The sequence below is a fragment of the Vibrio sp. YT-18 genome, assembly GCF_033337345.1.
In the GTDB taxonomy this organism is placed as follows: Bacteria; Pseudomonadota; Gammaproteobacteria; order Enterobacterales; family Vibrionaceae; genus Vibrio; species Vibrio alginolyticus.
The window spans coordinates 181,890-205,331 of record NZ_JAWOQO010000005.1 but is presented as its reverse complement, the minus strand read 5'-3'; the positions used below and the strand labels follow the sequence as shown (position 1 = coordinate 205,331).

Genomic DNA, 23,442 nt, shown 5'->3' with positions numbered 1-23,442 from the left:
TCAACCTTCCCTTATGCTTCAGTGATCGCTACGTGTAGGATGTCGCCTTTCGCTTCAGGGTGCTTTTCCGTGAAGGTTGCTGGGCGGTGCTGTTCACGCTCTTGTACAAACACAACGTTGTCATCGCGCTTGTCAGAGTTGATGAAGTGCGCGAAACGAGTCAGTTGTGATTCGTCGTTGATGGTCGCAGTCCACTCACACTCGTACTCGTCTACAAGCTTCGCTACGTCTGCCTCTAGTTGAGAGTTGATACCAAGCTTGTCGTTAACAATCACTTCGCGTAGGTAGTCAACGCCACCTTCCATGTTTTCCATCCAAACTGATGTGCGTTGTAGTGGCGCAGCAGTACGGATGTAGAACATCATGAAGCGGTCGATGTACTTGATTAGTGTTTCTTTATCTAGGTCACTTGCAAGTAGGTCTGCGTGACGAGGTTTCATGCCGCCGTTACCACATACGTACATGTTCCAACCTGCGTCAGTCGCGATGATGCCAAGGTCTTTACCTTGTGCTTCCGCACACTCACGAGTACAACCAGAAACACCGAACTTCATCTTATGAGGTGTACGAATGCCTTTGTAACGGTTCTCGATGTAAGAACCCAGACCAACAGAGTCTTGAACGCCGTAACGACACCAAGTTGAGCCCACACATGTCTTCGCCATACGAAGTGCTTTTGCGTACGCTTGACCTGTTTCGAAACCAGCGTCGATAAGCTTGCGCCAGATCTCTGGAAGATCGTCTTTTTGAGCACCAAACAGACCAATACGTTGAGCACCGGTTACTTTGGTGTATAGGTTGTATTCTGCTGCAACGTTCGCTAGTGCACTCAGTGCTTGAGGTGTTACTTCACCACCCGCCATACGTGGGATAACAGAGTAAGTACCGTCTTTTTGGATGTTACCTAGGAAGTTATCGTTCGTGTCGTGCAGCTTAACCAGTTGTGGCTTAAGGATGTGCTCACCCCAGCAAGAAGCCAAGATAGAACCAGCCAGTGGTTTACAAACTTCACAGCCGTAACCTTTACCGTATTTCTCTAGAAGCTCATCAAACGTTTTGATCTCTTCAATACGGATTAGGTGGAACAGCTCTTGGCGTGAGTATGCAAAGTGCTCACACACGTCGTTCTTCACTTCGATACCAGATTTAGCAAGCTCAGCATTTAGAACAGACGTCACTAGGGGAATACAACCACCACAGCCTGTACCCGCGCCCGTCACGGCTTTGATGTCGCCCAATGTGTGGTGACCATCAGCAACCGCTTGTGCGATCTTGCCTTTGGTTACGTCGAAACAAGAGCAGATCACTGCACTTTCTGGTAGAGCATCTGCACCTAGTGCTGGTTTCTCAGCGCCTGCGTGTGCAGGAAGGATCAACGCATCTGGGTGTTCTGGTAGGTCGATTTCGTTCAACATAAGTTGAAGCAGGTCGCCGTAGTCAGACGTATCGCCAACCATAACCGCGCCAAGCAGTTTCTTGTTGTCTTTAGAAACGATAAGACGTTTGTAGACTTCTTGTTCTTCGTTCTGGTAAACGTAACTCTTACAACCTTCAGTACGACCGTTCGCGTCACCGATTGAACCTACTTTTACACCTAGAAGTTTCAGCTTCGCAGACATGTCAGCGCCTTCGAATTTGCTTTCTGTGTTACCTAGTAGGTGATCAACGGCAACTGTCGCCATCTTGTAGCCAGGAGCAACAAGGCCGTAGAACATTTCGTTCCAAGACGCACACTCACCAATCGCGTAGATGTTCTCATCAGAAGTCTGACAATGATCGTTGATAGCAACACCGCCACGAGGTGCCACTTCTAGCTCCATTTGGCGTGCTAGTTTGTCTTGTGGACGAATACCTGCAGAGAATACGATGAAGTCTGTTTCTAGCTCTGAGCCGTCAGCAAAACGCATAACGTTGCGTGCGTTTGTGCCTTCTGGCGCAATCTCAAGCGTGTTTTTGCTAGTGTGAACGTTCACGCCCATACGCTCGATCTTTTGTCGAAGTTGGTTACCACCAGCAAGGTCAAGTTGCTCAGCCATTAGCTTCGGTGCAAACTCAACAACATGCGTTTCTACACCCAGTGCTTTCAATGCACCTGCTGCTTCAAGACCTAGCAGACCACCACCGACAACAACGCCTGATTTGCTCTTCTTCGCACACGCTTCGATCGCTTTAAGATCTTCGATAGTACGGTAAACAAAACAGTCTTTGCTTTCGTGACCTTTGATAGGTGGAACAAATGGGAATGAGCCAGTAGCAAGAATCAGCTTGTCGTATTGAACTTCGCGACCAGTGCTTGAGTAAACAATGCGGTTTTCACGGTTGATGTTGATCGCGCGTTCGCCGATCAGCATGTTAATACCGTGTTTCTCGTAGAAGCCTTCTTTTACTAAAGAAAGTTCATCTGCAGTATGGTGAGAAAAGTAAGAGGAAAGGTGCACACGGTCGTATGCGACACGAGGTTCTTCACAGAAAACCGTAATGTCCATATTAGACATATCAGCTTTCTCGACTAAGTCTTCAATATAACGGTGCCCTACCATACCGTTACCGATGACTACTAGCTTCAACTTGCTCATTATAATTCCTAAGGGTTAGGTTCTTATCACTGAGCTCATTGTTAATTGTGAAAGAAAATTAATACATGATGTAAATCAATTACAATTTCAAACTACCCTAAAGGGGTAGATGAACGTATTTATCTGACTATTGCGAAATAAAAAGTAATTTATTAACGGATATTGGTAGTTTTAACAAACTGAGATAACCGAAGCCATGCTAGCAACGGACTATACCGTTTTGCTTTTATGAAGTTAGGCTGACCATCGAAACCGAGCACACCTACGATAAATCCTGCTTTGCTTCTAAACGACGCACTCACTTGACTTCACCGTTTCAAGGTGATCAGAGAACAATATCTGAAGTGATTGAAAGATTTAGAAAAATCAAGCTTCACAACAAAAATTTTTTACTAGCTAAGTCGCACTATAAAGACTAAAATCAGGTTTAGTTCATATGGAATAGCGTCCATATGATTGATACCGTAATTGACATATAGAGTGCCGTCCCATTTTTGTGAGGCGGCCTTTTATTTGGGAGTCATAAAATGTCAGAAAACAATTCTATCTACATCTCAAGCTTAGATATGAACCGAATCACGGCCTTGTTGGATAAAATGCCAAACATCGCAGCGGAGCTTGTGGAATTAGAAGCAGAGCTCGACCGAGCAACAGTTCTTGAGCCAGAACAAATGCCAGATAACGTGGTCACGATGAACTCGACTGTAGAGTTTAAATTTTCAGGTGAAGATAGAACCATGACAAAGACACTGGTTTACCCTTCTGAACTGAAAAGCAGTGATGATATCTCTATTTTTGCGCCCGTAGGCAGCGCACTGATCGGTTTGTCTGTTGGTCAAAAACTTGAATGGCCAATGCCAAATAATCAAGTGAAGACAATTGAAATTGTCGATATCACCTACCAGCCTGAGCGTTGTGGTGCACTAAACCGCTAACCCTCAGTAGTCCCGGTGCAAAGGCCTCCATTTAAGACTTTGCACCAGGAGAGCCCCTCGCTTATCCCCTATTTCCCTCTTTGTTTTTCCAAGCATTTACTTTGCTGCTCTTAAGTAACATCACCGATTCTTTATTATTTACCGCATATTCAATACTTATATCTCCAAGCTCAATCATAGAAATTGCAAAGTATTTTTCGTATATTGTCGCTCCGAAAACGACGTAAATTATGCGCAAAATGGAAGAATATCTAACTCGAATTGCCGTCTTAGAAAAAGAAAATGAAGAGCTGAAGCGGAAAAATGCGCGACTACAAGAAAAGTTGAATGCTGCACTCGACAGTAATGGACTGTGTTTGTGGGAGCAGCATATTCCTTCAGGTACTTTGACGATATTCAATATGCAATGGGGCAAAATGCTAGGTTATCAGCCCCATGAGTTAACCGCGACGGTTGAAACGTGGAAAAACAATCTCCACCCTGAAGATTATGATCTTGCGGTGGGTGCATTTGAAGATCACCTAGCTGGCAAAACCGACCTTTATGAGGTAGTTCATCGCATGATTCATAAAGACGGCAGTGATAGTTGGGTCTACGATCGAGGGCGCATCGTCGAGTATGGTTCTGATGGCGAACCACTACGTATGATGGGCACTCATATCGATATTACAAAAGAAAAGCGATATGAGCAGCAACTGGCTAAGTTAGCTTCGAGTGATCCATTGACCGGATTGTTAAATAGAAAAGCAATTGAGGAAAACTTTAATCATCAACCTCAAACCGAACCGTCTCAGCAGTCTGCTTTAGTGTTTGTTGATATAGATAATTTTAAAGCAGTTAACGACCTGCTAGGCCATCATACTGGCGACACCCTCCTCATCAATATCGCCAATAGCTTAACAGAGCTTGCGTCAAGCAAGTCTCAAGTTGGACGCATAGGAGGCGATGAATTTGTTATCTTAAACTGGCATTCAAGTCGAGAGGAAATATCCCAACTTTGCAATCAACTCTTAGATTCAATCATTCCAGCGATAAATCAAGACTTACATAAAGTAACGATAGGAATGAGTATCGGTGTTTGTCTCTTTAACAAAGGAAAGCAACCGTTTAATGAAGTGTATCAAAAAGCCGATCACGCAATGTATGAGATAAAGAAAAATGGCAAAAATGGAGTACAATTTTTCAACTTAAAAAGTTGATATCTCTCCATAAATCATCATGTTATGAAATCAGTCATTTGCTACAACTTGAACTAACTAAAGATAAATTCTTTATATCTAAGCCAGTTACCGAAATTACCCCTAGGTACTCATAAATTTGGCACGATACAAATAAATCCCCTCCTCTCCTAGCATCAACCCAATAAGCAACTACACTCATTTAACTGATAGATTAATTACTACTATTATGAAGGGAGTTGTTTTTGATGGATACAAAACAGATTTCTACAGTTATCATAATTTTAGTTCTTTCTGCATTAGTAGTTGCTTATTTAAAGTTAACAACGGTATCAAATGCTATCCACAAACCTACAACAATCGGTATATCTAAGACGCCTCTGTCAGCCCCTTTTATCATTGCAGAGCACATAGGCGCGTTTGAAGAAAACGATTTAAACGTCGAACTTATCATGTGCTTTGGAGGGGTCGAATGTTCAAACCTACTTCTAGAAAACCATGTTAATTACGCCACTTTTTCTGAAAGCGTACTGATGTTTAAAAGCTTTGAATACAAAGATTTAGCATTAATCACTTCTTTTGCATCTTCTACGAATGATATTAAGCTGCTAACTAAAAATCGGTCTGGTATAGAAAGTATAGATAAATTACCAGGAAAAAAGGTTGGTGTAATAAAAAAGAGCGCTAGCGAATATTACTTAGACTTGTTGCTACAGGTAAATGACATTGATTTAGAAAAAGTAGAAAAAATATCATCAACAACGCAGGTTATTATAAATCATTTAATACAAGGAAACGTCGATGCAATATCTACTTGGGAGCCATACGGATTTATGGCCAAGAATAGAATAAATGAAGAAGTAAAGAACATAGGAATTATTGGCGTGTATAAACTTTACTTTTTGCTTGTATCAAAAGAAATACACATTGAAAAATCAGATCAAGAAGTAATGAAAATAATAAAGTCACTTCATCACTCAATTAACTGGATGGATAAAAACCCTCATTTAACAATGAAAATACTATCACAAAAACTTAACACAACAGTTGAAGAAATATCTTGGAGCTGGGATGATTATAACTTTCGATTAAATTTAACGAATTCTTTATTATTTACATTACAATCAGAAGCTAATTGGGCATTAAAACAAAACTATGTAGAAGGACAGATTCCAAATTACAGAAAAATATTTAAAGAAAACTATATCAATTCATATTTTGATGGTCTAGATTAAAATGCATCGTTCGTTAAACCACTATTTAGCATCACTATTCAGTCTAAGCGTAATACTATGTATCAGCGTTATAGTATACATAAGCTTCATAAAAATAGAAGATTATAAAGCCAAGAAACAATTAAACCAAATAATGGACATACAAATATCATTAGAGTCATTAAGTAGTTATCTTTGGGCTTACACTCAAAATAGGGGAAAAAACAATTTCACACAATTCATGATTTCTCATAACAAATTAAACGAATTATTATCTCAAAATGAAGATGTTTTATACCTTACTAAAGACCTAAAAAAAATGAATCTCGAACTGTATTTTTTAGTTCAATATGAAAATAATCATTTACTAGAAAAAGATCGCCATAATGATTCAGTTGTAAATGATAATAAATCAAATCCTGCCATACAATCCAGAATAAATATTGTATCCCAGGATATGAATAATGAAATAATATATATTTATAAAAAAATACTTAATAATAAGTCTACAAAACTACAAAATTTAAATTATTACACTCAAGCAGGTATTATTTTTATCTCTCTGGTTGTTATGCTATTGTGTTTTTATATAAAAATAAAGTTCAAGAGAAGCTTTCAAAGGTTTATAAATGGAATAAAACAATTAAGCAGGTCAAATTTTGACTATAAAATCCCTTCAGAAAATCAATTCACGGAATTTGAAAATCTGTCTTGTTACTTCAATAAAATGGCGGCATTGTTAAACCACACAACAATATCAAAATCAAAACTTAAAGAAGAAGTAGAGAATCAAACTTCAGTTCTAAATCGTCAAAAAGAAAGTTTGGTATTTTTGTCTGAGCACGACTCCTTAACTAATATCTACAATCGTCGAGCAATAGAAAAACATTTGATCCAGCTTACGCGTAATTTCAGAGGCAGTGAGAATAGTTTTAGTTTGTTTTTTATAGATTTAAATTTATTTAAGGATATTAACGATAGCCATGGCCATGAGGCAGGTGATGCAGTGTTAAAATCTGTAGCTAGTAGATTATCAAGTATTATCGACGAATCAGACATGGTAGGCCGCTTTGGTGGAGATGAATTTATTATTATTCATCGTTCACACACAACAGGTACGTCTCTGTCTGCATGTGCACTACGTTATATCCAAGAAATAGAAAAAGTAATTCATTTTAAAGGTAAAGAGTTATGCGTCGGAGCTAGCATTGGTATTGCACTCTATCCTGAGCATGGGTCGAATGTACATGAATTATTAACAGCGGCAGACAAGTCTATGTATCAGTCAAAACGTTCTAAAGCTAGCTCGTTCACTATTGTCGACAACAGCAGTTCGCTGTTAAAGAGGCCTATGTTTTAATCTAAAGTAGCTGTGGAAACGTTCTACATGCGAATATTCAACGACATCGACCACTGTGGCCACTTACAGTAATAAAGCCGCTTTTATCACATAGCAAAAGCTAAACGCTCTCCAGGCATTGAAGAAAAATAATCCATTGTGAATGGTTAATCCTCCCCTTTTAAACGTCAACTTTCACCACCATATGATAGTTAAGATTCATTAACAGGCTATAACTATCCTATGTCTTTTCCTCGTTTATCTGTTCTGGATTTGGCACCCGTGTCCGACGGAACAAACTTCACCGAAACGTTCGAACGCTCCGTTGAATTAGCTCAATCAATCGAGTCCTGGGGCTATCATCGGTTTTGGATGGCTGAACACCATAACATGCCCGATATCGCCAGTGCCGCAACCAGTGTATTACTCAGTCATATTGGAGCGCACACGAACTCGATCCGTTTAGGTTCAGGTGGAATCATGTTACCTAACCATGCACCACTAGTAATTGCAGAGCAATTCGGAACGTTAGAGGCATTATACCCTGGTCGCATTGACCTCGGGTTAGGACGCGCACCAGGCACCGACTACCAAACAATGCATGCATTAAGGCGGGAACCAGAGCATATGGATCCTGACTTTGAAGAGCTGTTGGAGGAACTTAATTTCTTTCTTGGTCCCGTATCTCGAAATCAACCAGTCGCGGCTTATCCAGGTAACAACACATCTCTGCCGATTTGGCTTCTGGGGTCGAGTACATACAGTGCACGTTTAGCAGCTAAGAGAGGCTTACCTTTCGCATTCGCTGCACACTTTGCTCCAGATGCAATGTCTCGTGCTCTAAACTTTTATCGAGATGAGTTTGTCCCATCCGAGCATTTAGCTCAACCCTATGTGATGATTTGTGCCAACGTTATCGTAGCGGATACTCAGTCACATGCAGATTTTCTCGCGACAACAGAGAAGCAAAAATTCTTAAAAATGATTCGCGGCAATCGCGAAAAACTTCGCGCACCAGTGAAAAGTATGGCACCACTATGGTCAGCACAGGAAAAGCTTCACGTTGAAACTCAATTACGTGAATCTATCCATGGTGATCAAACATATGTAAGACAGAAAATTGAGAAACTTTTGGAACGCACTGGGGCGGATGAAATTATGGTAAACACGATGGTGTTTGAACAATCTGAGAAGTTGAGATCCTACAGGTTACTATCGGAACTCATGGACAAGTAAAAGAATGGAGGCGCCTCCCGGAGTCGAACCGAGGTCCACGGATTTGCAATCCGCTGCATAGCCACTCTGCCAAGGCGCCTTTCTGATTTTATATCTCTGTCACTAAAGATTTTGATGGTGCCCCGGGCCGGACTTGAACCGGCACAGCGCGAACGCCGAGGGATTTTAAATCCCTTGTGTCTACCAATTCCACCACCAGGGCAACGCAATCATGCGATGGCTTAGACACCATCTGTCTCAGCGGCCTTTGCCGTGAGAACGAGGCGTACTTTAACGGATTAATTTATCTGGTCAACAAAAAATTAGTCTTTTTTATTCAAATGGTTAAAAAGCCAACTCAAACGAACAAAGGGCGATCATTTTGCTTATTTGATCATCAATACGCTTTGCTTTCGTGCCTTTTAACCTTCTCATTTTATATCAATGAAGAGCCAACAAATCGCGCAAGTTAACAGTATGGGTATAAACTTAACGTGTATTTCAGAGAACAAAATAGCGCTCATCATGTTTCGAAAACCATCATTTCACTTACCCTTACATGCCGACTCCGAACTCGACTTCGTAGTGCCCCACTTCTTCCTTACTGAATTTGATTATGCACGCTCTCTGGAGCAGGGAGTCATCGACGACTTGGATCCTGAATATACACACCAATATCGCGTCACACTGAGGCGCATACGCTCACTATGCTCACTACTTCGCGAACTGATCCCTCCTTTTGAACAGCGTATTTTGAAACCTCATTTAAGAATAATGATGAAGAAAACAAATAAGCTGCGTGATTTGGACGTATTTATCTTGGACAAAAACCAATACATTGAAATGCTCCCAAATCACAAATCGTCTCTTGAGCAACTTTTTTGCTTTATAGAATCTGAACGTGCTTACGAACAAGCAAAAGTTACGCGTTGGCTAGCTACACAAGAATACACAACGCACTGCACTTTGATCAGGAATAGTATGTTGCGAAGTACGCAACACGAACCAGTGGATAGCAACGTACCTGCGTTACTTTTCGCAAGCCAAAAAATCTCCGTTCAATTTAAAAAAGTTGATAAAGCACGACGCAAAATCTCGGACAAAAGTCGTGACAGCGTGATTCATTCGATGCGGATAAAGTGCAAAGCGCTTCGTTATTTGTTAGAAGGATTTTCCACGCTCTATCCTTCCCAACAGCACAAAAACAACGTGAAACAACTCAAACTATTGCAAGACAAGCTCGGTGACTTTAACGACACTTCAAGTCAAATTGAATTTTTCGCACAACTCAAAGAAACAGCAAATCTCAATAAACAAGATCGTAAGGCTTTGAAAAAGCTAATTAACGTGCTTAGCGAACATCATGAACTCTCTCGCCAAACCATCTTGACGCATTTAAGCCAGTTTGAGTCTTTCATTCGCGATTCCAATACACAAAATCTCTACCGACCCTAAATCAAGGTTCACGTATTCTTAATATTCATTAATTACAGTCAATCGTTGGGCTCCACTAAGAAAGATAACGTGAAACCATTAAAACGATACCAATACGAGCGCTATGCGGTGCTTTGTAATCTCGCCTACCCTCGCGTCTTCAGACAAACTCAATATGGATTCGATCCTAATGGGCAACGAGTCATTAGAAATGAACACGGTAAGATTATGATTCGCGTGCTCTGGAGTAAAAAACAGAGTGAAGTGGTCGTAGTGATTAAAGGCTCACACAGTATCAGTGATTGGTTGTTGAACTTCGCGATGTGGACGAGAAGTTGTCGAAGGTTGGGACTAAACTATCGCATTCACGCGGGTTTCTATCATCTGTTGTTCCAAGAAAGTTTACCGAGCCGGAATGAAGATCGGTTAGGGTTGACCGTGATCGAACGCCTCGAAGGTATCGTTGTACCACTTATTCTCAGGGGAAAAAGAATCACTATTACTGGCCACTCTTCAGGTGGCGCGATTGGCAGTGTTTTTGCTGACTATATTGAGAAAAAATACCCCAAAAGCATTAAACGCGTGGTCACTTTCGGACAGCCCGCTGTCGGAGATTGGACGTTTAAGAAACGCTACCGTTTGGGGCACAAAACATACAGGATTTGTTGCGACATCGACATCGTGACCTTTATGCCGCCCGTACCTTTTTTGTATTGGCATGTAGGCAAAATGCTATGGTTATATAACGGGAGAATATACGAGAACACCCCAACGCTCATACGGCTTGGGCGCTCCTTATTTAGTTGGTTAATGCGACCGTTCTCTTATCACTTTATGAGTAAATACATTCGCGACAAAGACTTTTTTGATGAACGCTGAGTTAAACATCCGAAAGGTATGACGTACAGACACCAAAAAGCCGGACTTCGCCGGCTTTACGATTAAGTGGTGATCTACAGAGAGGCGATTTCTTTTTCAAGTTGATATTTGTTATCTGTGACAATTCGCTCTAACACTTCAACACGTCGCTTCAAGTCACCAATTTGCTTGTTAAGGTTATCTTGTTCTTCTCGGCTCATCGTATTACGTTCAGATATCTCCAACGCTCTTACTTCTTTACGATGGTTCAAGATTAACTTTATTATCCCGCCCCCAAATATGGCACCGAACACAATAGCCACAACCAATACATCAGCAATAGATTCCATTCTTTATCTTCCTCTAGATTATGCTCAACTATAAGTTACTCATTTGTCGAATGAATATCAAATAACACATTGATTCATTGAAGAGTTTTATCAAGAATTGCCTACTCTGTATCAAAATCACAGGAATGGATTATTCAACGCCAACCCAAACCGAGACAGATCCGCCGTTTACTGGGAACTCAGCCCAACCATTCGCATCAGTCCAAACTTCTTCAGTTCGGATACCCAACTTGTCTACGTAGCGAGCACTTGGTTTACCCGTATACATCCACTTCGAGCCGCCAGGTCCATCACTCATGATCACGGCCATTGAATGTGGATGCTTTGCATCACCTTCTCGAGTCCAACCAATTACGTCCCAGTGGTCGAGATAAGAATGTTGTTTGCCATAGGCATAATCTTTACGCAGTGTTACTAGCTCTTTAATGTAAGGCACTTTGACCATATTGATGTCATGCCATTTATCACTGTACTGCGCGCCGTAGTAATCTGCATAAAACACGGATGGATAACCTTCTTCACGCAATAAGATAAATGCGTAAGCGAGCGGCTTGAACCACCAATCAACGGTTGATTCCAACGCCTGCAAAGGCTGAGTGTCATGGTTTTCTACTAAGGTAACCGCTTTGACTGGATTGTCCTTCATCAGCGTACCATCCATGATTTGACGCATATCGTAGCTACCACCCGATTTAGACGCATTATAAAAGTTCATATGTAACGGTGCATCAAACAAAGACATGCTGCCAGAGGTTTTGGTGATAAAGTTATGCAGCTGATTCACATCGTAGTTCCAGTACTCTCCGACCGTGAATAGTTCTTTCCCTGTTTTCCAACGTAGGTGATCAATCCATTCTTGCAGGTATTGATATTTGATGTGCTTCACCGCGTCCATTCTAAACCCATCAACACCAGTCATGTTGATATACCACTCACCCCAGTCTTTAAGTTCTTTCTTAACTTCAGGGTGATCCATGTCTAGATCAGCGTACATAAGGTAATCGTAGTTGCCTTTTTCTGAGCTCACTTCCCAATCCCATGCCTTACCCTCACCTTTGAATTTGAAGATAGCTTTTTCTTCGCCAGCATCGTCCCAGTCCACGCCATCAAAGTGGTACCACGTCCAATGAAAGTTTGAGTACTTATCGTTGCGCCCAGGGAAATCAAACTCTACCCACGCTTCAATCCATTTATCACCAAGTTCAATATTTCGGTTGTTCCAATCGACTCGCTTGGTGTCGACCCAGGATTTACCATCCGCACCGCCGCGATGGTTGAACACCACATCGCCATAAATCTGGATATTGTTTTTATGGGCAGTATTGATGGCGCTTAGGTACTGATCTTTGGTGCCATACTTGGTGCGCACCGAACCTTTTTGATCAAACTCTCCCAAATCGTACATATCATAAACGCCATAACCGACGTCGTTGCTACCACCAGCACCTTTATAGGCGGGCGGTAACCATAACGCAGTAAAGCCGTTGTCAGATAGTGCCGAAGCGTTGTTTTCAACTTGTGTCCAGAGTGCACCGTCATTTGGCACATACCAATGGAAATACTGCATCATGGTGCCATTTTGTGCCGCCATTACAGGCGAACTGAGCAGCAAAGTTAAGGGTAAAAGTGTAGGTTTAAGGTTGAATGTTTTCATTATTTTTCTCTCACGTTAAGGACTAGAATCCTCCTTTCTGCATATACGCACCAAGCGATACTAACTATGACGCTAGCTAGGTTGCTGCCTGTAATACAAAAAGTTCGGATTACAATCGAAGAGAAACTATCACCAATCACACTATACAATTATTGAGTTGTCTAACATTTATAAAATCAATGATTAGCACGTTAAAAATATTGAATGGTGATCAAAACATGGGAGACTTTAGGAAAGCGCGAAGGGTTACGAAAAGGCGGACTAAAAACGAAAAAAGCCAGTCATTTAAGACTGGCTTTGGAAATAGTGGAGGCGCCTCCCGGAGTCGAACCGAGGTCCACGGATTTGCAATCCGCTGCATAGCCACTCTGCCAAGGCGCCTTTCTGATTTTATATCTCTGTCACTAAAGATTTTGATGGTGCCCCGGGCCGGACTTGAACCGGCACAGCGCGAACGCCGAGGGATTTTAAATCCCTTGTGTCTACCAATTCCACCACCAGGGCAACGCAATCATGCGATGGGTTAGACACCATCTGTCTCAGCGACCTTTGCCGTCAGAACGAGGCGTACTTTAACGGATTAATTTATCTGGTCAACAATAAATTTTATCTTTTTGATTTAAGTGCTTAAAAAGCGATCTGCCTAGTATATTTGGCATTCAATTAGACCAATAAGCACCCGTTCCCTTTCATTGTCTATTAAGTCATACGCATACTAGTGCCCGTAACTGCTTCGAGGTAAACACGCGACTATCACGTTATGAACGCTGATCTTTTCACCGCTGTAACATCTGTAACAATTTGATTCCCTACTCTTGGCACGACTGCGTACAGAACATCATATTTTGTTACCGATAACTTTATATCGAATGTGGTCGTACCTTTATAAAATCATTGACTTTTTTTATTTTCAAACAAAGCTCAATTCATTATCGAAAATATCAATAAATAATGGTACGTTACACGAGTTGCAGTAATTTAATGGACATATATCACATATAAGGATGTGGTTTACTTTGGCGACACAACATAAGAAAAACAAGGTATATCACTAATGTCTATCAAGAATCTTTCTATAGCGAAAAAGATATCGCTATCGTTTTTACTCATTGCCATCGTCAACATTGCATTTGGCGTGTTTTTATCTACAGAGCTCAAAAGCATCAAATCTGAACTTTTAAACTATACCGATGATACGCTTCCTGCAATGGAAAGGGTCGATTCGATTCGAGACCACTTGTCTCGCTGGCGCCGAGCTCAATTTGCTGCGTACACTTATGAAGACGCAGACCAAGTCAAAACTAAAATTTCTAACAATATTAGAGAACGCGAAAAGATCACTAGAGAGCTCAACGCTTACGGTGAAACTATCTGGCCTGGCGAAGAGCAGCAAACTTACCAGCGTCTTATGCGTCAGTGGAAAAAGTACTTGGATACTATGGACCAGTACAATGAAGCGATGCTAGCTAACGACAAAAGCAAGGCCCACCCTATTTTGGCGAACTCTTTGTCTGCTTTCGAAGCGGTTGACTCAGAGTTAGGCGAACTAATCCGTCTCCTTAAAGAAGCTATGGACAGCAACAAAACTCATATCCTGTCCTCTGTAAATGGATTGAGTAATTCTTCAATTGCAAGTAACGTGATTATTCTACTGATCATGGTAGGCATGACATACGTGCTGACTCGGCTAATTTGTGGCCCACTTAAACTTGTTGTTGAGCAAGCAAATGCCATCGCGACAGGTGATCTATCAAGTGACATTGACCGTAAAGCAATCGGCAATGATGAGCTTGGTGAACTGGCAGACGCGACCACTAAGATGCAAGATGACTTACGCCAAGTTATCGATAATGTGATTGCTGCAGTTACTCAGTTAAGCAGCGCTGTCGAAGAGATGAACCAAATCTCCGATATTTCTGCGTCTGGTATGAAAGATCAACAGCTGCAAATTACGCACATCGCAACAGCAATGACAGAAATGAAAGCGGCCGTAGCCGATGTTGCTCGTAACACTGAAGACTCAGCGAACCAAGCTAACGAAGCAAACCGCCGCACACAACACGGTGTTCGTGAAACCCAAGGTATGGTTGACGCGATTCAAGAAGTTTCAAACGTAATTGGCGCTGCAGGCGATACCGTAGCAGAGCTTGAACAGCAATCGAATAAAATTAACGTGATCGTGGATGTTATCCGCGACATCGCCGATCAAACCAACCTACTTGCACTTAATGCAGCCATTGAAGCGGCGCGTGCTGGTGAGTCTGGTCGTGGCTTTGCCGTCGTTGCAGACGAAGTTCGAACTCTTGCTGGCCGTACGCAAGATTCAACGAGTGAAATCACTTCGATCATTGAGCAGCTACAATCACTTGCAAAAGACGCAAAATCAGCCACTGAACTTTCTAGAACCAGTATCTCAGAATGTGCAGAACAAGGCATTCAATCAAAACAGCTGATGAGCGACATTGAGCATTCGATTTCGGACATCTCAGACATGGGTACCCAAATCGCCACGGCTTGTAACCAGCAAGACTCTGTTGCGGAAGAGCTTAACCGCAGCATTGAAAACATACATTTAGCATCTCAAGAGGTCTCGCAAGGCTCGGAGCAAACCGCACAGGCGTGCCGCGAACTAAGCCAGCTATCCATTTCTCTTAAAGATGTAATGAGCCGCTTTAAACTGAGTTAAACTCAGTGGGTACCTTAGTAGATATCAAATCAATCCCGATTTGCTTAAATTGAATGTCATCACTGAGGTATATTTAGGTATATATTAAATCACTATCTTAATAAACGCTCCAAAGCACCACTTGGAGCGTTTTACTTCGTCAGGTACTTTCCCCAAGTACTCAATAACATAACCAATACAAAAAACGCGTACGGAGACTTTATGCGCTTAAATAAAACCTTACTATCACTGACTATCGCTGCTGCAATCGCGGTTCCTGTAATGCAAGCTACTGCTGCTCCTCTTCAAATTAGCAATACAGCAGCAAAAGCAGAGCAAGTTCAAGGTGCTAACGCTTGGCTAGAAATAAACTTAGGTCAGTTCCGCGATAATATTGAGCAGTTTAAATCGCACATGGATGGCAAAACGAAAATTTGTGCCGTGATGAAAGCCGACGCATACGGCAATGGTATCGCAGGCCTGATGCCGACTATTATCGAGCAACAAATTCCTTGCGTTGCCGTTGCAAGTAACGCTGAAGCACAAACTGTTCGCGACAGTGGCTTTAAAGGCCAACTTATGCGTGTACGCTCAGCGGATATTGGCGAGATTGAAGCCGCAATCAACCTAAATGTCGAAGAGTTGATAGGCACAGCAGAGCAAGCTAAAGCACTGTCTAAACTAGCCGAGAAAGCTGGTAAAGAAATCAAAGTTCACCTTGCTCTGAACGACGGTGGTATGGGACGTAATGGTGTTGATATGACGACAGAAGCAGGCAAGAAAGAAGCGCTAAAAATCGCTCAACAAGCTGGCGTAAATATTGTTGGTATCATGACTCATTTCCCTAACTACAATGCAGACGACGTGCGCCAAAAGTTAGCTTCATTCAAAGACAGTTCTGCATGGCTGATTAAAGAAGCGAATCTAAAACGCGACAACATTTTACTGCACGTAGCAAACTCTTACACCGCGCTTAATGTTCCTGAGGCGCAGCTTGATATGGTTCGTCCTGGTGGCGTTTTATACGGAGACTTACCAACTAACCCTGAGTACCCTTCTATCGTGTCTTTCAAAACACGCGTGGCATCCGTTCACCACCTGCCAAAAAATAGCACAGTCGGTTACGACAGCAGCTACACAACAAGCAAAGAAAGCTTAATGGCGAACATTCCTGTTGGTTACTCTGATGGTTATCCACGAAAAATGGGGAATACGGCAGAAGTTCTGATCAATGGCCAACGTGCAAAAGTTGCGGGCGTTGCTTCAATGAACACTACTATGGTAGATGTTACAGGTATCAAAGATGTTGAGCCTGGTTCTGAAGTTGTTTTGTTTGGCTCCCAACAAGGCAAAACGATTTCAGCTGCTGAGATGGAAAAACACGCAGAAGTCATCTTCCCTGAACTATACACTGTTTGGGGAAGCGCGAACCCTCGTGTCTACGTAAAATAAACCTATTCAGTTATTCGTAACAGAGCGAAAAAGCGAGCCTCGTGCTCGCTTTCTTTCTTATTTACTAATCTGTACTAGCTCGTGATGTTATCAATTAAACAGAGCTTACTATTTCTGTTGTTTTATTCTCCTTTAGCACTACCAAGCGCGACTCTCTACACTCTGTTTCTTAAAGCCGCTTGGATGGCTCAATTTTATATAGCACTTAGAGTTTGAAAGCCCCTCCAATTGATGTTAAACATGAAGTTTACAAAAGAATAACAAACACACTCGTATGGCACTGCCCCTTTGCCTGCTAGCTAGGTATCTCTATGACAGAAAATACTCAACATCTTCAACGCTCCTCCACTGAGTTGCACGAATTTAATCGGCTTGACGTCTGGAACGGCTTCACCCAACTTTTACCCCTCTCTATGTTCGTGGTCATATTTGGCCTCGCTTTCGGTGTTGCTGCGGTACAGACTGGACTAGATGTATTTCCCACTATGTTGATGAGCACACTGGTCTTCGCCGGTGCTTCACAATTTGCCACGTTAGAAATGTGGGGAGCAGAAGTCCCTCTCATTCCAGTTCTTATTACTGTATTTGCTATTAATGCTCGTCACCTCTTGATGGGAGCTACACTTTATCCATGGTTACGACAACTCCCACCAACAAAACGTTACGGTGTAATGCTGGTAGCATCAGACGCTAACTGGGCAATGGCACTCAATGCATTTGGTAGAAAAGAACCAGGCTTTGGCTTGCTTGTTGGTGGCGGCTTAGCGATGTGGTCTTTTTGGATTGTGGGCACCTGGATCGGCATTTATTTTGGTAGCGCAATCAAAGATCCGGTGGGCCTAGGGCTCGATATGGTTATGGGATGCTTCCTGCTGTCTATGGTGGTGGCCGGGCCGAAAGACTTAAGAATCTTTGCTATTTGGGCCATAGCAGCAGCCTCTTCTATGTTGGCGTATTGGTATTTGCCAGAGAATAGCCACGTAGTGGTTGGCGCCATTACTGGCGGAGTCTTGGGTGCTTGTTGGAAGGAGAAGAAAGCATGAACATCGAAACAACCTTAGGTGGCACACTGCTTATCATTATCGCTATGGCGTTAGTCACGCTCATAACCCGCTGGGGCGGAGTGTATGTTATGTCATTCATTCCAATTAGCGAACGGGTTCAACGTTTCATTACTGCGATGTCAGGCTCCGTATTGGTTGCCCTTTTAGCTCCGCTAGCAGTAGAGGGTGATAACGGTGCTAGAGCAGCACTGTTTTCTACTGCCGTTGTCATGTTCATCGTGAAAAAGCCTCTACCCGCAATCGCAGCAGGCATCATCGCCGCCGCTGCAGTACGTGCTCTTTAGTCGTTGTTTCAAAGCCGATACCAGTCATCAATAAAAGACCCAAAACACAAAGCCCTGATGTCACAAGTGTCATCAGGGCTTATCTTATGCTCATCATTTTAACGATGAACAACGATTATTAATCATGGTGAGACAGCACATTACGCACAGCAGTTACAATTGCGCTTATATTTGTCCATTTTACCAATACCAGGGTTAAAGGTATTGGTTGGGTCTAATTCGTGGTAAAACTTCTGCAACGAGTTTTCGGCTTCATACAAGTGACCCACGTTATGTTCTGCTGGGTATTTGGCACCACGGCTATTGAGGTGCTCAAGCATCAGCTTTTTCATCAACTTCGTGTCAGTCCCTTTTTTGAAAATGTAATCTTGATGGAAGACGTAACACATAAAGTGACCATAATAGAGCGCTTGAACAAGGTTCTTACTTACCTCTTCAGGCAAAGTTTCTAGCCACTCTTCATCATTACGTCGCAAAGCGATATCAAGTGCAACGATGTCTTCTACGTCTTTTCGGTGAATCGTCTCGTAACGAATTGCTGCACCTGCTGCTGCAAAGCGATGTAAATAAGCTTTTTTACCCTCTTCCGGCGTACACTCGAAGAAATCACAGTCGTCTTCAACAGCCCAAACTTCTTTGAGGTATTTTTGTGCTTCAGCAATACCACCATCACTCATTTTCAATACCAGGTGATGCTCATACTTGTCACGGAAATCCAGCATTCGCTCTGGTAAATGTTGTGGGAACAACTTGCTCGCGTAGTACAGAATGGTGTCTGGCAGATATTTACTGACAAACGGGATGCGCTCTAAGAAGTTTTCTACCTTAGCTTTAAGTGCGAACATTTTTGGCAGCTTATCTGTGCCTAACAAGTCGATGGATAAGAACACATCCTTGCCGTACTTCTCTGCCATGTTGAAGATATCTCGATGCAAGTATTCTCCCATCTCAGGCAAGTTATCAAACGTAGATAAGAAGTCTTTTCGCAACTTCGTTAGTTTCGCAGGGTCATTGGTGCCAAGGTAAAAAACCTGCTCTTTTTCGGGTACTGGGTAGCTGTCAACCCGAACGGCAAAAACACCCAACTTGCCAGCACAGCCACTGGCTTCAAATAATCGGCGTTCATCGGCATTAAAGCGAGAAGGAATGTCAGAAGTCACGTCTCGAACACGTTCATCGTATTCTCTGTCTGATGCCATTCGCTCATCATGAATGATCTTCGCTGGGTCAAAGTTCCCTTCTTGCAGGTTTGTTAGAATTTCTTCTGGCGTTTCACCTAATCCTTCAATACCAAGGTGGTTCACCAAATGTAACTGGCCTTGCTTATCGACCTGCGCGTAGATCGCCAGTTCCGTATAAGCAGGACCACGCTTAACTAGCGCACCGCCTGAGTTATTGGCGATACCACCGACCACAGTGGCACCTAGCGATGAAGAGCCGATGATAGAATGCGGTGCTCGGTTCACTGCCTTCAACTCTTTCTCCAAAGAGTGTAAGCTCGCACCAGGCAAGCAAACCGCCTGCTTACCACCATCTAATAAGTGAATCTTCTTGATTTTGGTAATATTGATCACAACCACATCGCGATCATAATCATTACCACTCGGAGCTGAGCCCTCTGTTAAACCTGTTTTAGCCGCCTGCATGATAATGATGCAGTTTGCTTCAACACACTGTTTAATAATCTTCCATTGTTCTAGAAGAGTGTTAGGAAACACGATAGCAAGCGCATTACCACTACCCGAACGAAACCCCGAGCGGTAATATTTCGTTTTAACCTCGTCGGTTAGAACATTTTCTTCCCCCACGATGGTTTTAAATTCTTCAATCAGCTGCTTTTGTTTCATATCCGTATCTCTAGTTATTGTACTTCGCTCACAACACCGCTTAGCGGCAGGCATGGCGTTTGAGCCACTATAAGCAGTCCATTTCTCTGCGTCTATGTCAGGCGGACGAACAATACGTAATCAATAAACAACAAACAAAATAATTCTTTATTTTTCTGTTACTTATCTTTCACATTTGAGAAATTTAACGTAAGAAACAGACCGTTTCTTAAAAGAAACAATAGCAAAACCATTTGTTAACAGTTGTGCGGGGTATCTTGTTATCAATATTAGTGAAGAAAACGAGGAGAAGCGTAAGCTCCTAAATTTAAGAGGACTCTTAGAAATGAAGATGGAAACATAAGCTCAACACCAACATAACGATCGGTGTTGAGTTATTGGCTTAAAATCGATGGTTTTGACTTTGAAAGCTTGTGTATAGATGATCGATAAAGATCTTAATTTTTTCTGGTTGCTGACGAGTGTAAGGGTACACCGCATAAATACCCAAACATTTGGCTGTTTCGTCTTTAAATAACTGAATCAGACTGCCTTGCTTTAAGTCTTCATAAACCAATACACGCGGCACATAGATGATTCCCTGCCCTAACAGCGCCACATTTCTCAATACAGAAGAATTGTTAGTACAGAGGTTACCGTCGACGGTGATTTGATATACCTCGTCTCCATCTTTAAACGCCCACTCATGCGCTCCGGTTTCTTGGTAGGAATAGACTAAACAATTTTGTTTAGCCAAGGCTTGAGGTTGTTTAGGTATGCCATGTTTAGCTAGGTATTGGGGTGACGCGCAAATGATCCAATTTGCATCCACCAGCTTTCTTGCAATCAGACTAGAATCTGGCAACACACCCGTTCTAATTGCCAAATCAAAACGTTCATTCACGATATCGACGAAACGATTATCTAGATCCATATCGATATTGATGTCTGGGTATTTCTGATTAAATTCATTAATCACTTGAGGAAGAATTAATTCACCAGAGATAGTAGGCACCGAAATTTTAATGTTTCCAGATAAGTTTTTACCTAAACCCACAATGGATTCTTCCGCCGTTGCCACCGCTTGATAAACCGCTTTTGCATGAGTAAAAAACGCTCGTCCTGCTTCAGTCAACGTTAGCGTTCGCGTTGTTCGGTAGAGAAGCTGTACACCAAGCTCTTGTTCAAGCTTGGCAATCCGTTTACTGACGACCGATTTGGTCAGTGACATATGTCTCGCGGCAGCACTGAATGAACCTTGCTCGATCAAGTGATAAAAAATGATGTAATCGTCGGTATTTCTCATGCGTCTTCGTCAAATCCTTTGGAAGCCCGTATTGTAAACTGAAATTGGCTGAGGTGCGAAACATCGGGTCACACTTAATATCAGAAACTCGTGACAGAGATGGGGTTGCTAAGCTCACAGGTAATGAAAAAGAGATGGTGTGAATTTATCAGTCTTCAGATACAAAAAAACCAGCTTTCGCTGGTTTTAAGTTGATGCACTTGGCATCGAGATACCGCCATGGCCATATCTGAATAATTTGGAGCGACACACGAGGTTCGAACTCGTGACCTCAACCTTGGCAAGGTTGCGCTCTACCAACTGAGCTAGTGTCGCATTTATTCTCGAAAGCCATTCACTCTCAAAAGAATAATGGAGGCGCCTCCCGGAGTCGAACCGAGGTCCACGGATTTGCAATCCGCTGCATAGCCACTCTGCCAAGGCGCCTTTTTATTACGCTTCAGGGCTCTACCCCGTTGCGTTGGTGGCTACTTTACGGATTGAGAGAAGATAGTCAAACAAAAACATTTCATTTTCTGTTCGTTTGATTTCTTTTAAGTCAATTCGACCAAAGTTCGATCTTATTGGCTTAAAACGAAGCAATATAAATCTCGCTTTCAGTTCGTTTTGTCCCATGAAACATTAAGGCGTTTAATAGTTGCTGACCCTTTTTAGCAATCTTCCCACAACATTAGGGTGATAAGACCAAGTGTGATCAAACATCGACATTAATGCAGGATTTCCGTATTTCGATAAGCTAATCGCGTGAAAACGGTTTTTCTTCGCTTTGAGCGCATCCACTTTGGCCAGTAACTCGTCTTGTTGTTTTGGCGCGATAAAGTCGGAAATGACTACCATGTCTGCGTTTTTATATTTATCACCGCTCATCAAGTCGATAGATTTAATCAAAGTTGGCTCTAAGTCTGTACCACCATGGAAGCTATAAGTTAGAAAGTCCGCCGCCTCGCGCAGACCATCTTGTTTGGTTAGTTCGTAGGTAATGTGTTCCGTAGAAAAAATAATGACATAGCAATCACGTTGCTCCGCTAGTGCGATTTGCATCAGAGCATAAGCCATGGCTTTGGCGCATTGCTCAGGAAAGCCACTCATGGAACCGGACGCGTCCACACAAACAATGAAGGGGCCTTTTTCGATATCTACCGCTTTATGGTCAGGTCGGTGAGCTTTAACTTTACGTAACGTGCGCGATTTGCCTTGTGTACGATAGTTCATGAGCCGTTTATCAACTAAGTGTTTATAGAACACAACTTCAAGTTCAGGATACGCCAAAAACATCGTTTCGTTGGGAAGTAGCTTATTTAGATCATCGCTTTCGTGAATACCGACAATATCATCCGTCGCCTCATCACTTTTCTCTTCGACCAATTGAAGTTCTTCAGTGGGCGCACGATTTAGTTCAGGATCATTTACTTGCCCCGCCATACGACCGAGTTGCTCCGCAATTTCTTGCAAGCCTTGGTGCTTCTTCAGAAACTCAGCATGGCGTTTCATCACCGTTAAGTCTGTTTTACTCAACTTGGCAGATGCCATATCCCACAGGCGCCCTACACTTTCAGCGTCACCCGACTCCGTGACTTTATCCATATTACGCATGGTTTCCATACGTTGATACAGGTCATTCAGCACCTTTTCTTTATTGGCTTCAAGCTCGCTTACTTGCGCTTGTTTTATAGCATCGGTGAGGCTTTTGTACCATTGATCACAAAAGTAATGAGGGAACATAGGGTTATTCATCCCTTTGTTCTTTTCCATCATTCGGCGAGCTTGCATGTAAAACGCAGAGTGCCATTCCAGCTTTTTAATCACATCTTCGATGTTTTCAAAAAACGCCTCTTCATCCCAATGAATAACCTCTTGATATAAAGACAGCTCTTGTTGGAAACGCTCTGTCTCACATACCTTGGTGATCCGTTTTTTGACGCTGCCTCGCCACTTTAACAAGTGACCTTTGACCGAAGATCTAACACCTCGGTTTTCTGCCATCATCATGACTTGTGAACGAGCCATCAAATCATTAACTGCGCTATCGATGATGCCGGAGTCGGCCACCATCAGCGCGAGGTTAAGTCCGTCTGCACCTAGCATGTCGTCT

General features: G+C 42.5%; 17 protein-coding genes and 6 tRNA genes. 11 read left to right on the top strand and 12 right to left on the bottom strand.

The genetic code is table 11. From position 1 onward, the window contains the following. Window positions 1–11: 11 nt before the first annotated feature. Window positions 12–2,576, bottom strand: coding sequence for a nitrite reductase large subunit NirB (nirB, locus tag R7M72_RS09315; RefSeq protein WP_182016101.1), 2,565 nt, complete (start codon window positions 2,574–2,576; stop codon window positions 12–14). A 527-nt stretch (window positions 2,577–3,103) separates the two neighbouring features. Between nirB and rnk the strand changes: the two genes are divergently transcribed. The 5 genes from rnk to R7M72_RS09290 all read left to right on the top strand — a co-directional run bounded on the left by rnk (window position 3,104) and on the right by R7M72_RS09290 (window position 8,478). Continuing rightward, window positions 3,104–3,511 carry a nucleoside diphosphate kinase regulator gene (rnk, locus tag R7M72_RS09310; RefSeq protein WP_005376048.1) on the top strand — a complete coding sequence of 136 codons (408 nt, stop codon included), beginning with the start codon at window positions 3,104–3,106 and terminating at the stop codon, window positions 3,509–3,511. 239 nt (window positions 3,512–3,750) lie between these two features. Beyond that, complete coding sequence (locus tag R7M72_RS09305) at window positions 3,751–4,710, top strand: diguanylate cyclase domain-containing protein (RefSeq protein WP_318056151.1); 960 nt, start codon at window positions 3,751–3,753, stop codon at window positions 4,708–4,710. A gap of 227 nt (window positions 4,711–4,937) precedes the next feature. Then, window positions 4,938–5,924: an ABC transporter substrate-binding protein gene (locus R7M72_RS09300; protein ID WP_213885559.1), complete on the top strand. Its 987-nt coding sequence runs from the start codon at window positions 4,938–4,940 to the stop codon at window positions 5,922–5,924. A gap of 298 nt (window positions 5,925–6,222) precedes the next feature. Continuing rightward, window positions 6,223–7,263, top strand: coding sequence for a GGDEF domain-containing protein (locus R7M72_RS09295; RefSeq protein ID WP_226083032.1), 1,041 nt, complete (start codon window positions 6,223–6,225; stop codon window positions 7,261–7,263). 222 nt (window positions 7,264–7,485) lie between these two features. Further along, on the top strand, window positions 7,486–8,478 hold the full coding sequence (locus R7M72_RS09290) for an LLM class flavin-dependent oxidoreductase (RefSeq protein WP_005376038.1): 993 nt from the start codon (window positions 7,486–7,488) through the stop codon (window positions 8,476–8,478). A 5-nt stretch (window positions 8,479–8,483) separates the two neighbouring features. Here R7M72_RS09290 and R7M72_RS09285 read toward each other — a convergent pair. Together R7M72_RS09285 and R7M72_RS09280 are read right to left on the bottom strand one after the other, a co-directional pair. Next, window positions 8,484–8,557: transfer RNA gene (locus R7M72_RS09285), tRNA-Cys, on the bottom strand. Window positions 8,558–8,593: 36 nt separating this feature from the next. Further along, a tRNA-Leu gene (locus R7M72_RS09280) sits at window positions 8,594–8,680 on the bottom strand. A 302-nt stretch (window positions 8,681–8,982) separates the two neighbouring features. Here R7M72_RS09280 and R7M72_RS09275 point away from each other — a divergent pair. Both R7M72_RS09275 and R7M72_RS09270 read left to right on the top strand, forming a co-directional pair. Further along, complete coding sequence (locus R7M72_RS09275) at window positions 8,983–9,912, top strand: CHAD domain-containing protein (protein ID WP_025767733.1); 930 nt, start codon at window positions 8,983–8,985, stop codon at window positions 9,910–9,912. A gap of 69 nt (window positions 9,913–9,981) precedes the next feature. Further along, complete coding sequence (locus R7M72_RS09270) at window positions 9,982–10,770, top strand: lipase family protein (protein ID WP_005375991.1); 789 nt, start codon at window positions 9,982–9,984, stop codon at window positions 10,768–10,770. Between the two features lie 74 nt (window positions 10,771–10,844). Here R7M72_RS09270 and R7M72_RS09265 read toward each other — a convergent pair whose 3' ends face one another. The 4 genes from R7M72_RS09265 to R7M72_RS09250 all read right to left on the bottom strand — a co-directional run bounded on the left by R7M72_RS09265 (window position 10,845) and on the right by R7M72_RS09250 (window position 13,257). Then, complete coding sequence (locus R7M72_RS09265) at window positions 10,845–11,099, bottom strand: hypothetical protein (protein WP_005375990.1); 255 nt, start codon at window positions 11,097–11,099, stop codon at window positions 10,845–10,847. Between the two features lie 130 nt (window positions 11,100–11,229). Next, window positions 11,230–12,753, bottom strand: coding sequence for an alpha-amylase (amyS, locus tag R7M72_RS09260; protein WP_315957182.1), 1,524 nt, complete (start codon window positions 12,751–12,753; stop codon window positions 11,230–11,232). Window positions 12,754–13,060: 307 nt separating this feature from the next. Further along, window positions 13,061–13,134: transfer RNA gene (locus R7M72_RS09255), tRNA-Cys, on the bottom strand. Window positions 13,135–13,170: 36 nt separating this feature from the next. Then, window positions 13,171–13,257, bottom strand: a tRNA-Leu gene (locus R7M72_RS09250). A 550-nt stretch (window positions 13,258–13,807) separates the two neighbouring features. On the opposite strand from R7M72_RS09250, the gene R7M72_RS09245 reads away from it, so the two are divergent. The 4 genes from R7M72_RS09245 (at window position 13,808) to R7M72_RS09230 (ending at window position 18,218) form a co-directional block, all read left to right on the top strand. Then, window positions 13,808–15,439: a methyl-accepting chemotaxis protein gene (locus R7M72_RS09245; RefSeq protein ID WP_053303666.1), complete on the top strand. Its 1,632-nt coding sequence runs from the start codon at window positions 13,808–13,810 to the stop codon at window positions 15,437–15,439. Window positions 15,440–15,640: 201 nt separating this feature from the next. After that, window positions 15,641–16,870: an alanine racemase gene (alr, locus tag R7M72_RS09240; protein WP_025767730.1), complete on the top strand. Its 1,230-nt coding sequence runs from the start codon at window positions 15,641–15,643 to the stop codon at window positions 16,868–16,870. A 311-nt stretch (window positions 16,871–17,181) separates the two neighbouring features. After that, complete coding sequence (locus R7M72_RS09235; protein WP_017820197.1) at window positions 17,182–17,913, top strand: AzlC family ABC transporter permease; 732 nt, start codon at window positions 17,182–17,184, stop codon at window positions 17,911–17,913. Further along, entirely contained in the window at window positions 17,910–18,218 is a 309-nt protein-coding gene (locus R7M72_RS09230) for an AzlD family protein (RefSeq protein ID WP_017820198.1), read from the top strand. The genes R7M72_RS09235 and R7M72_RS09230 overlap by 4 nt, the downstream gene beginning before the upstream one ends. 140 nt (window positions 18,219–18,358) lie before the next feature. Here the strand turns inward: R7M72_RS09230 and dld are convergent, their stop codons facing one another. The 5 genes from dld to viaA all read right to left on the bottom strand — a co-directional run bounded on the left by dld (window position 18,359) and on the right by viaA (window position 23,435). Beyond that, on the bottom strand, window positions 18,359–20,065 hold the full coding sequence (gene dld / locus R7M72_RS09225) for a D-lactate dehydrogenase (protein ID WP_065275338.1): 1,707 nt from the start codon (window positions 20,063–20,065) through the stop codon (window positions 18,359–18,361). Window positions 20,066–20,447: 382 nt separating this feature from the next. Next, a complete protein-coding gene (locus tag R7M72_RS09220) occupies window positions 20,448–21,350 on the bottom strand; it encodes a LysR family transcriptional regulator (RefSeq protein ID WP_315957183.1) in 903 nt (300 codons plus the stop codon). A gap of 239 nt (window positions 21,351–21,589) precedes the next feature. Then, window positions 21,590–21,665: transfer RNA gene (locus R7M72_RS09215), tRNA-Gly, on the bottom strand. Between the two features lie 37 nt (window positions 21,666–21,702). Beyond that, a tRNA-Cys gene (locus R7M72_RS09210) sits at window positions 21,703–21,776 on the bottom strand. Between the two features lie 204 nt (window positions 21,777–21,980). Beyond that, on the bottom strand, window positions 21,981–23,435 hold the full coding sequence (viaA, locus tag R7M72_RS09205; RefSeq protein WP_315957184.1) for an ATPase RavA stimulator ViaA: 1,455 nt from the start codon (window positions 23,433–23,435) through the stop codon (window positions 21,981–21,983). Between the last annotated feature and the right edge of the window lie 7 nt (window positions 23,436–23,442).

Coding starts and splice junctions, on each gene's coding strand:
- nirB (WP_182016101.1), bottom strand. CDS start 2,576: ATGAGCAAGTTGAAGCTAGTAGTCATCGGTAACGGTATGGTAGGGCAC.
- rnk (WP_005376048.1), top strand. CDS start 3,104: ATGTCAGAAAACAATTCTATCTACATCTCAAGCTTAGATATGAACCGA.
- R7M72_RS09305 (WP_318056151.1), top strand. CDS start 3,751: ATGGAAGAATATCTAACTCGAATTGCCGTCTTAGAAAAAGAAAATGAA.
- R7M72_RS09300 (WP_213885559.1), top strand. CDS start 4,938: ATGGATACAAAACAGATTTCTACAGTTATCATAATTTTAGTTCTTTCT.
- R7M72_RS09295 (WP_226083032.1), top strand. CDS start 6,223: ATGAATCTCGAACTGTATTTTTTAGTTCAATATGAAAATAATCATTTA.
- R7M72_RS09290 (WP_005376038.1), top strand. CDS start 7,486: ATGTCTTTTCCTCGTTTATCTGTTCTGGATTTGGCACCCGTGTCCGAC.
- R7M72_RS09275 (WP_025767733.1), top strand. CDS start 8,983: ATGTTTCGAAAACCATCATTTCACTTACCCTTACATGCCGACTCCGAA.
- R7M72_RS09265 (WP_005375990.1), bottom strand. CDS start 11,099: ATGGAATCTATTGCTGATGTATTGGTTGTGGCTATTGTGTTCGGTGCC.
- amyS (WP_315957182.1), bottom strand. CDS start 12,753: ATGAAAACATTCAACCTTAAACCTACACTTTTACCCTTAACTTTGCTG.
- R7M72_RS09245 (WP_053303666.1), top strand. CDS start 13,808: ATGTCTATCAAGAATCTTTCTATAGCGAAAAAGATATCGCTATCGTTT.
- alr (WP_025767730.1), top strand. CDS start 15,641: ATGCGCTTAAATAAAACCTTACTATCACTGACTATCGCTGCTGCAATC.
- R7M72_RS09235 (WP_017820197.1), top strand. CDS start 17,182: ATGACAGAAAATACTCAACATCTTCAACGCTCCTCCACTGAGTTGCAC.
- R7M72_RS09230 (WP_017820198.1), top strand. CDS start 17,910: ATGAACATCGAAACAACCTTAGGTGGCACACTGCTTATCATTATCGCT.
- dld (WP_065275338.1), bottom strand. CDS start 20,065: ATGAAACAAAAGCAGCTGATTGAAGAATTTAAAACCATCGTGGGGGAA.
- R7M72_RS09220 (WP_315957183.1), bottom strand. CDS start 21,350: ATGAGAAATACCGACGATTACATCATTTTTTATCACTTGATCGAGCAA.
- viaA (WP_315957184.1), bottom strand. CDS start 23,435: ATGCTAGGTGCAGACGGACTTAACCTCGCGCTGATGGTGGCCGACTCC.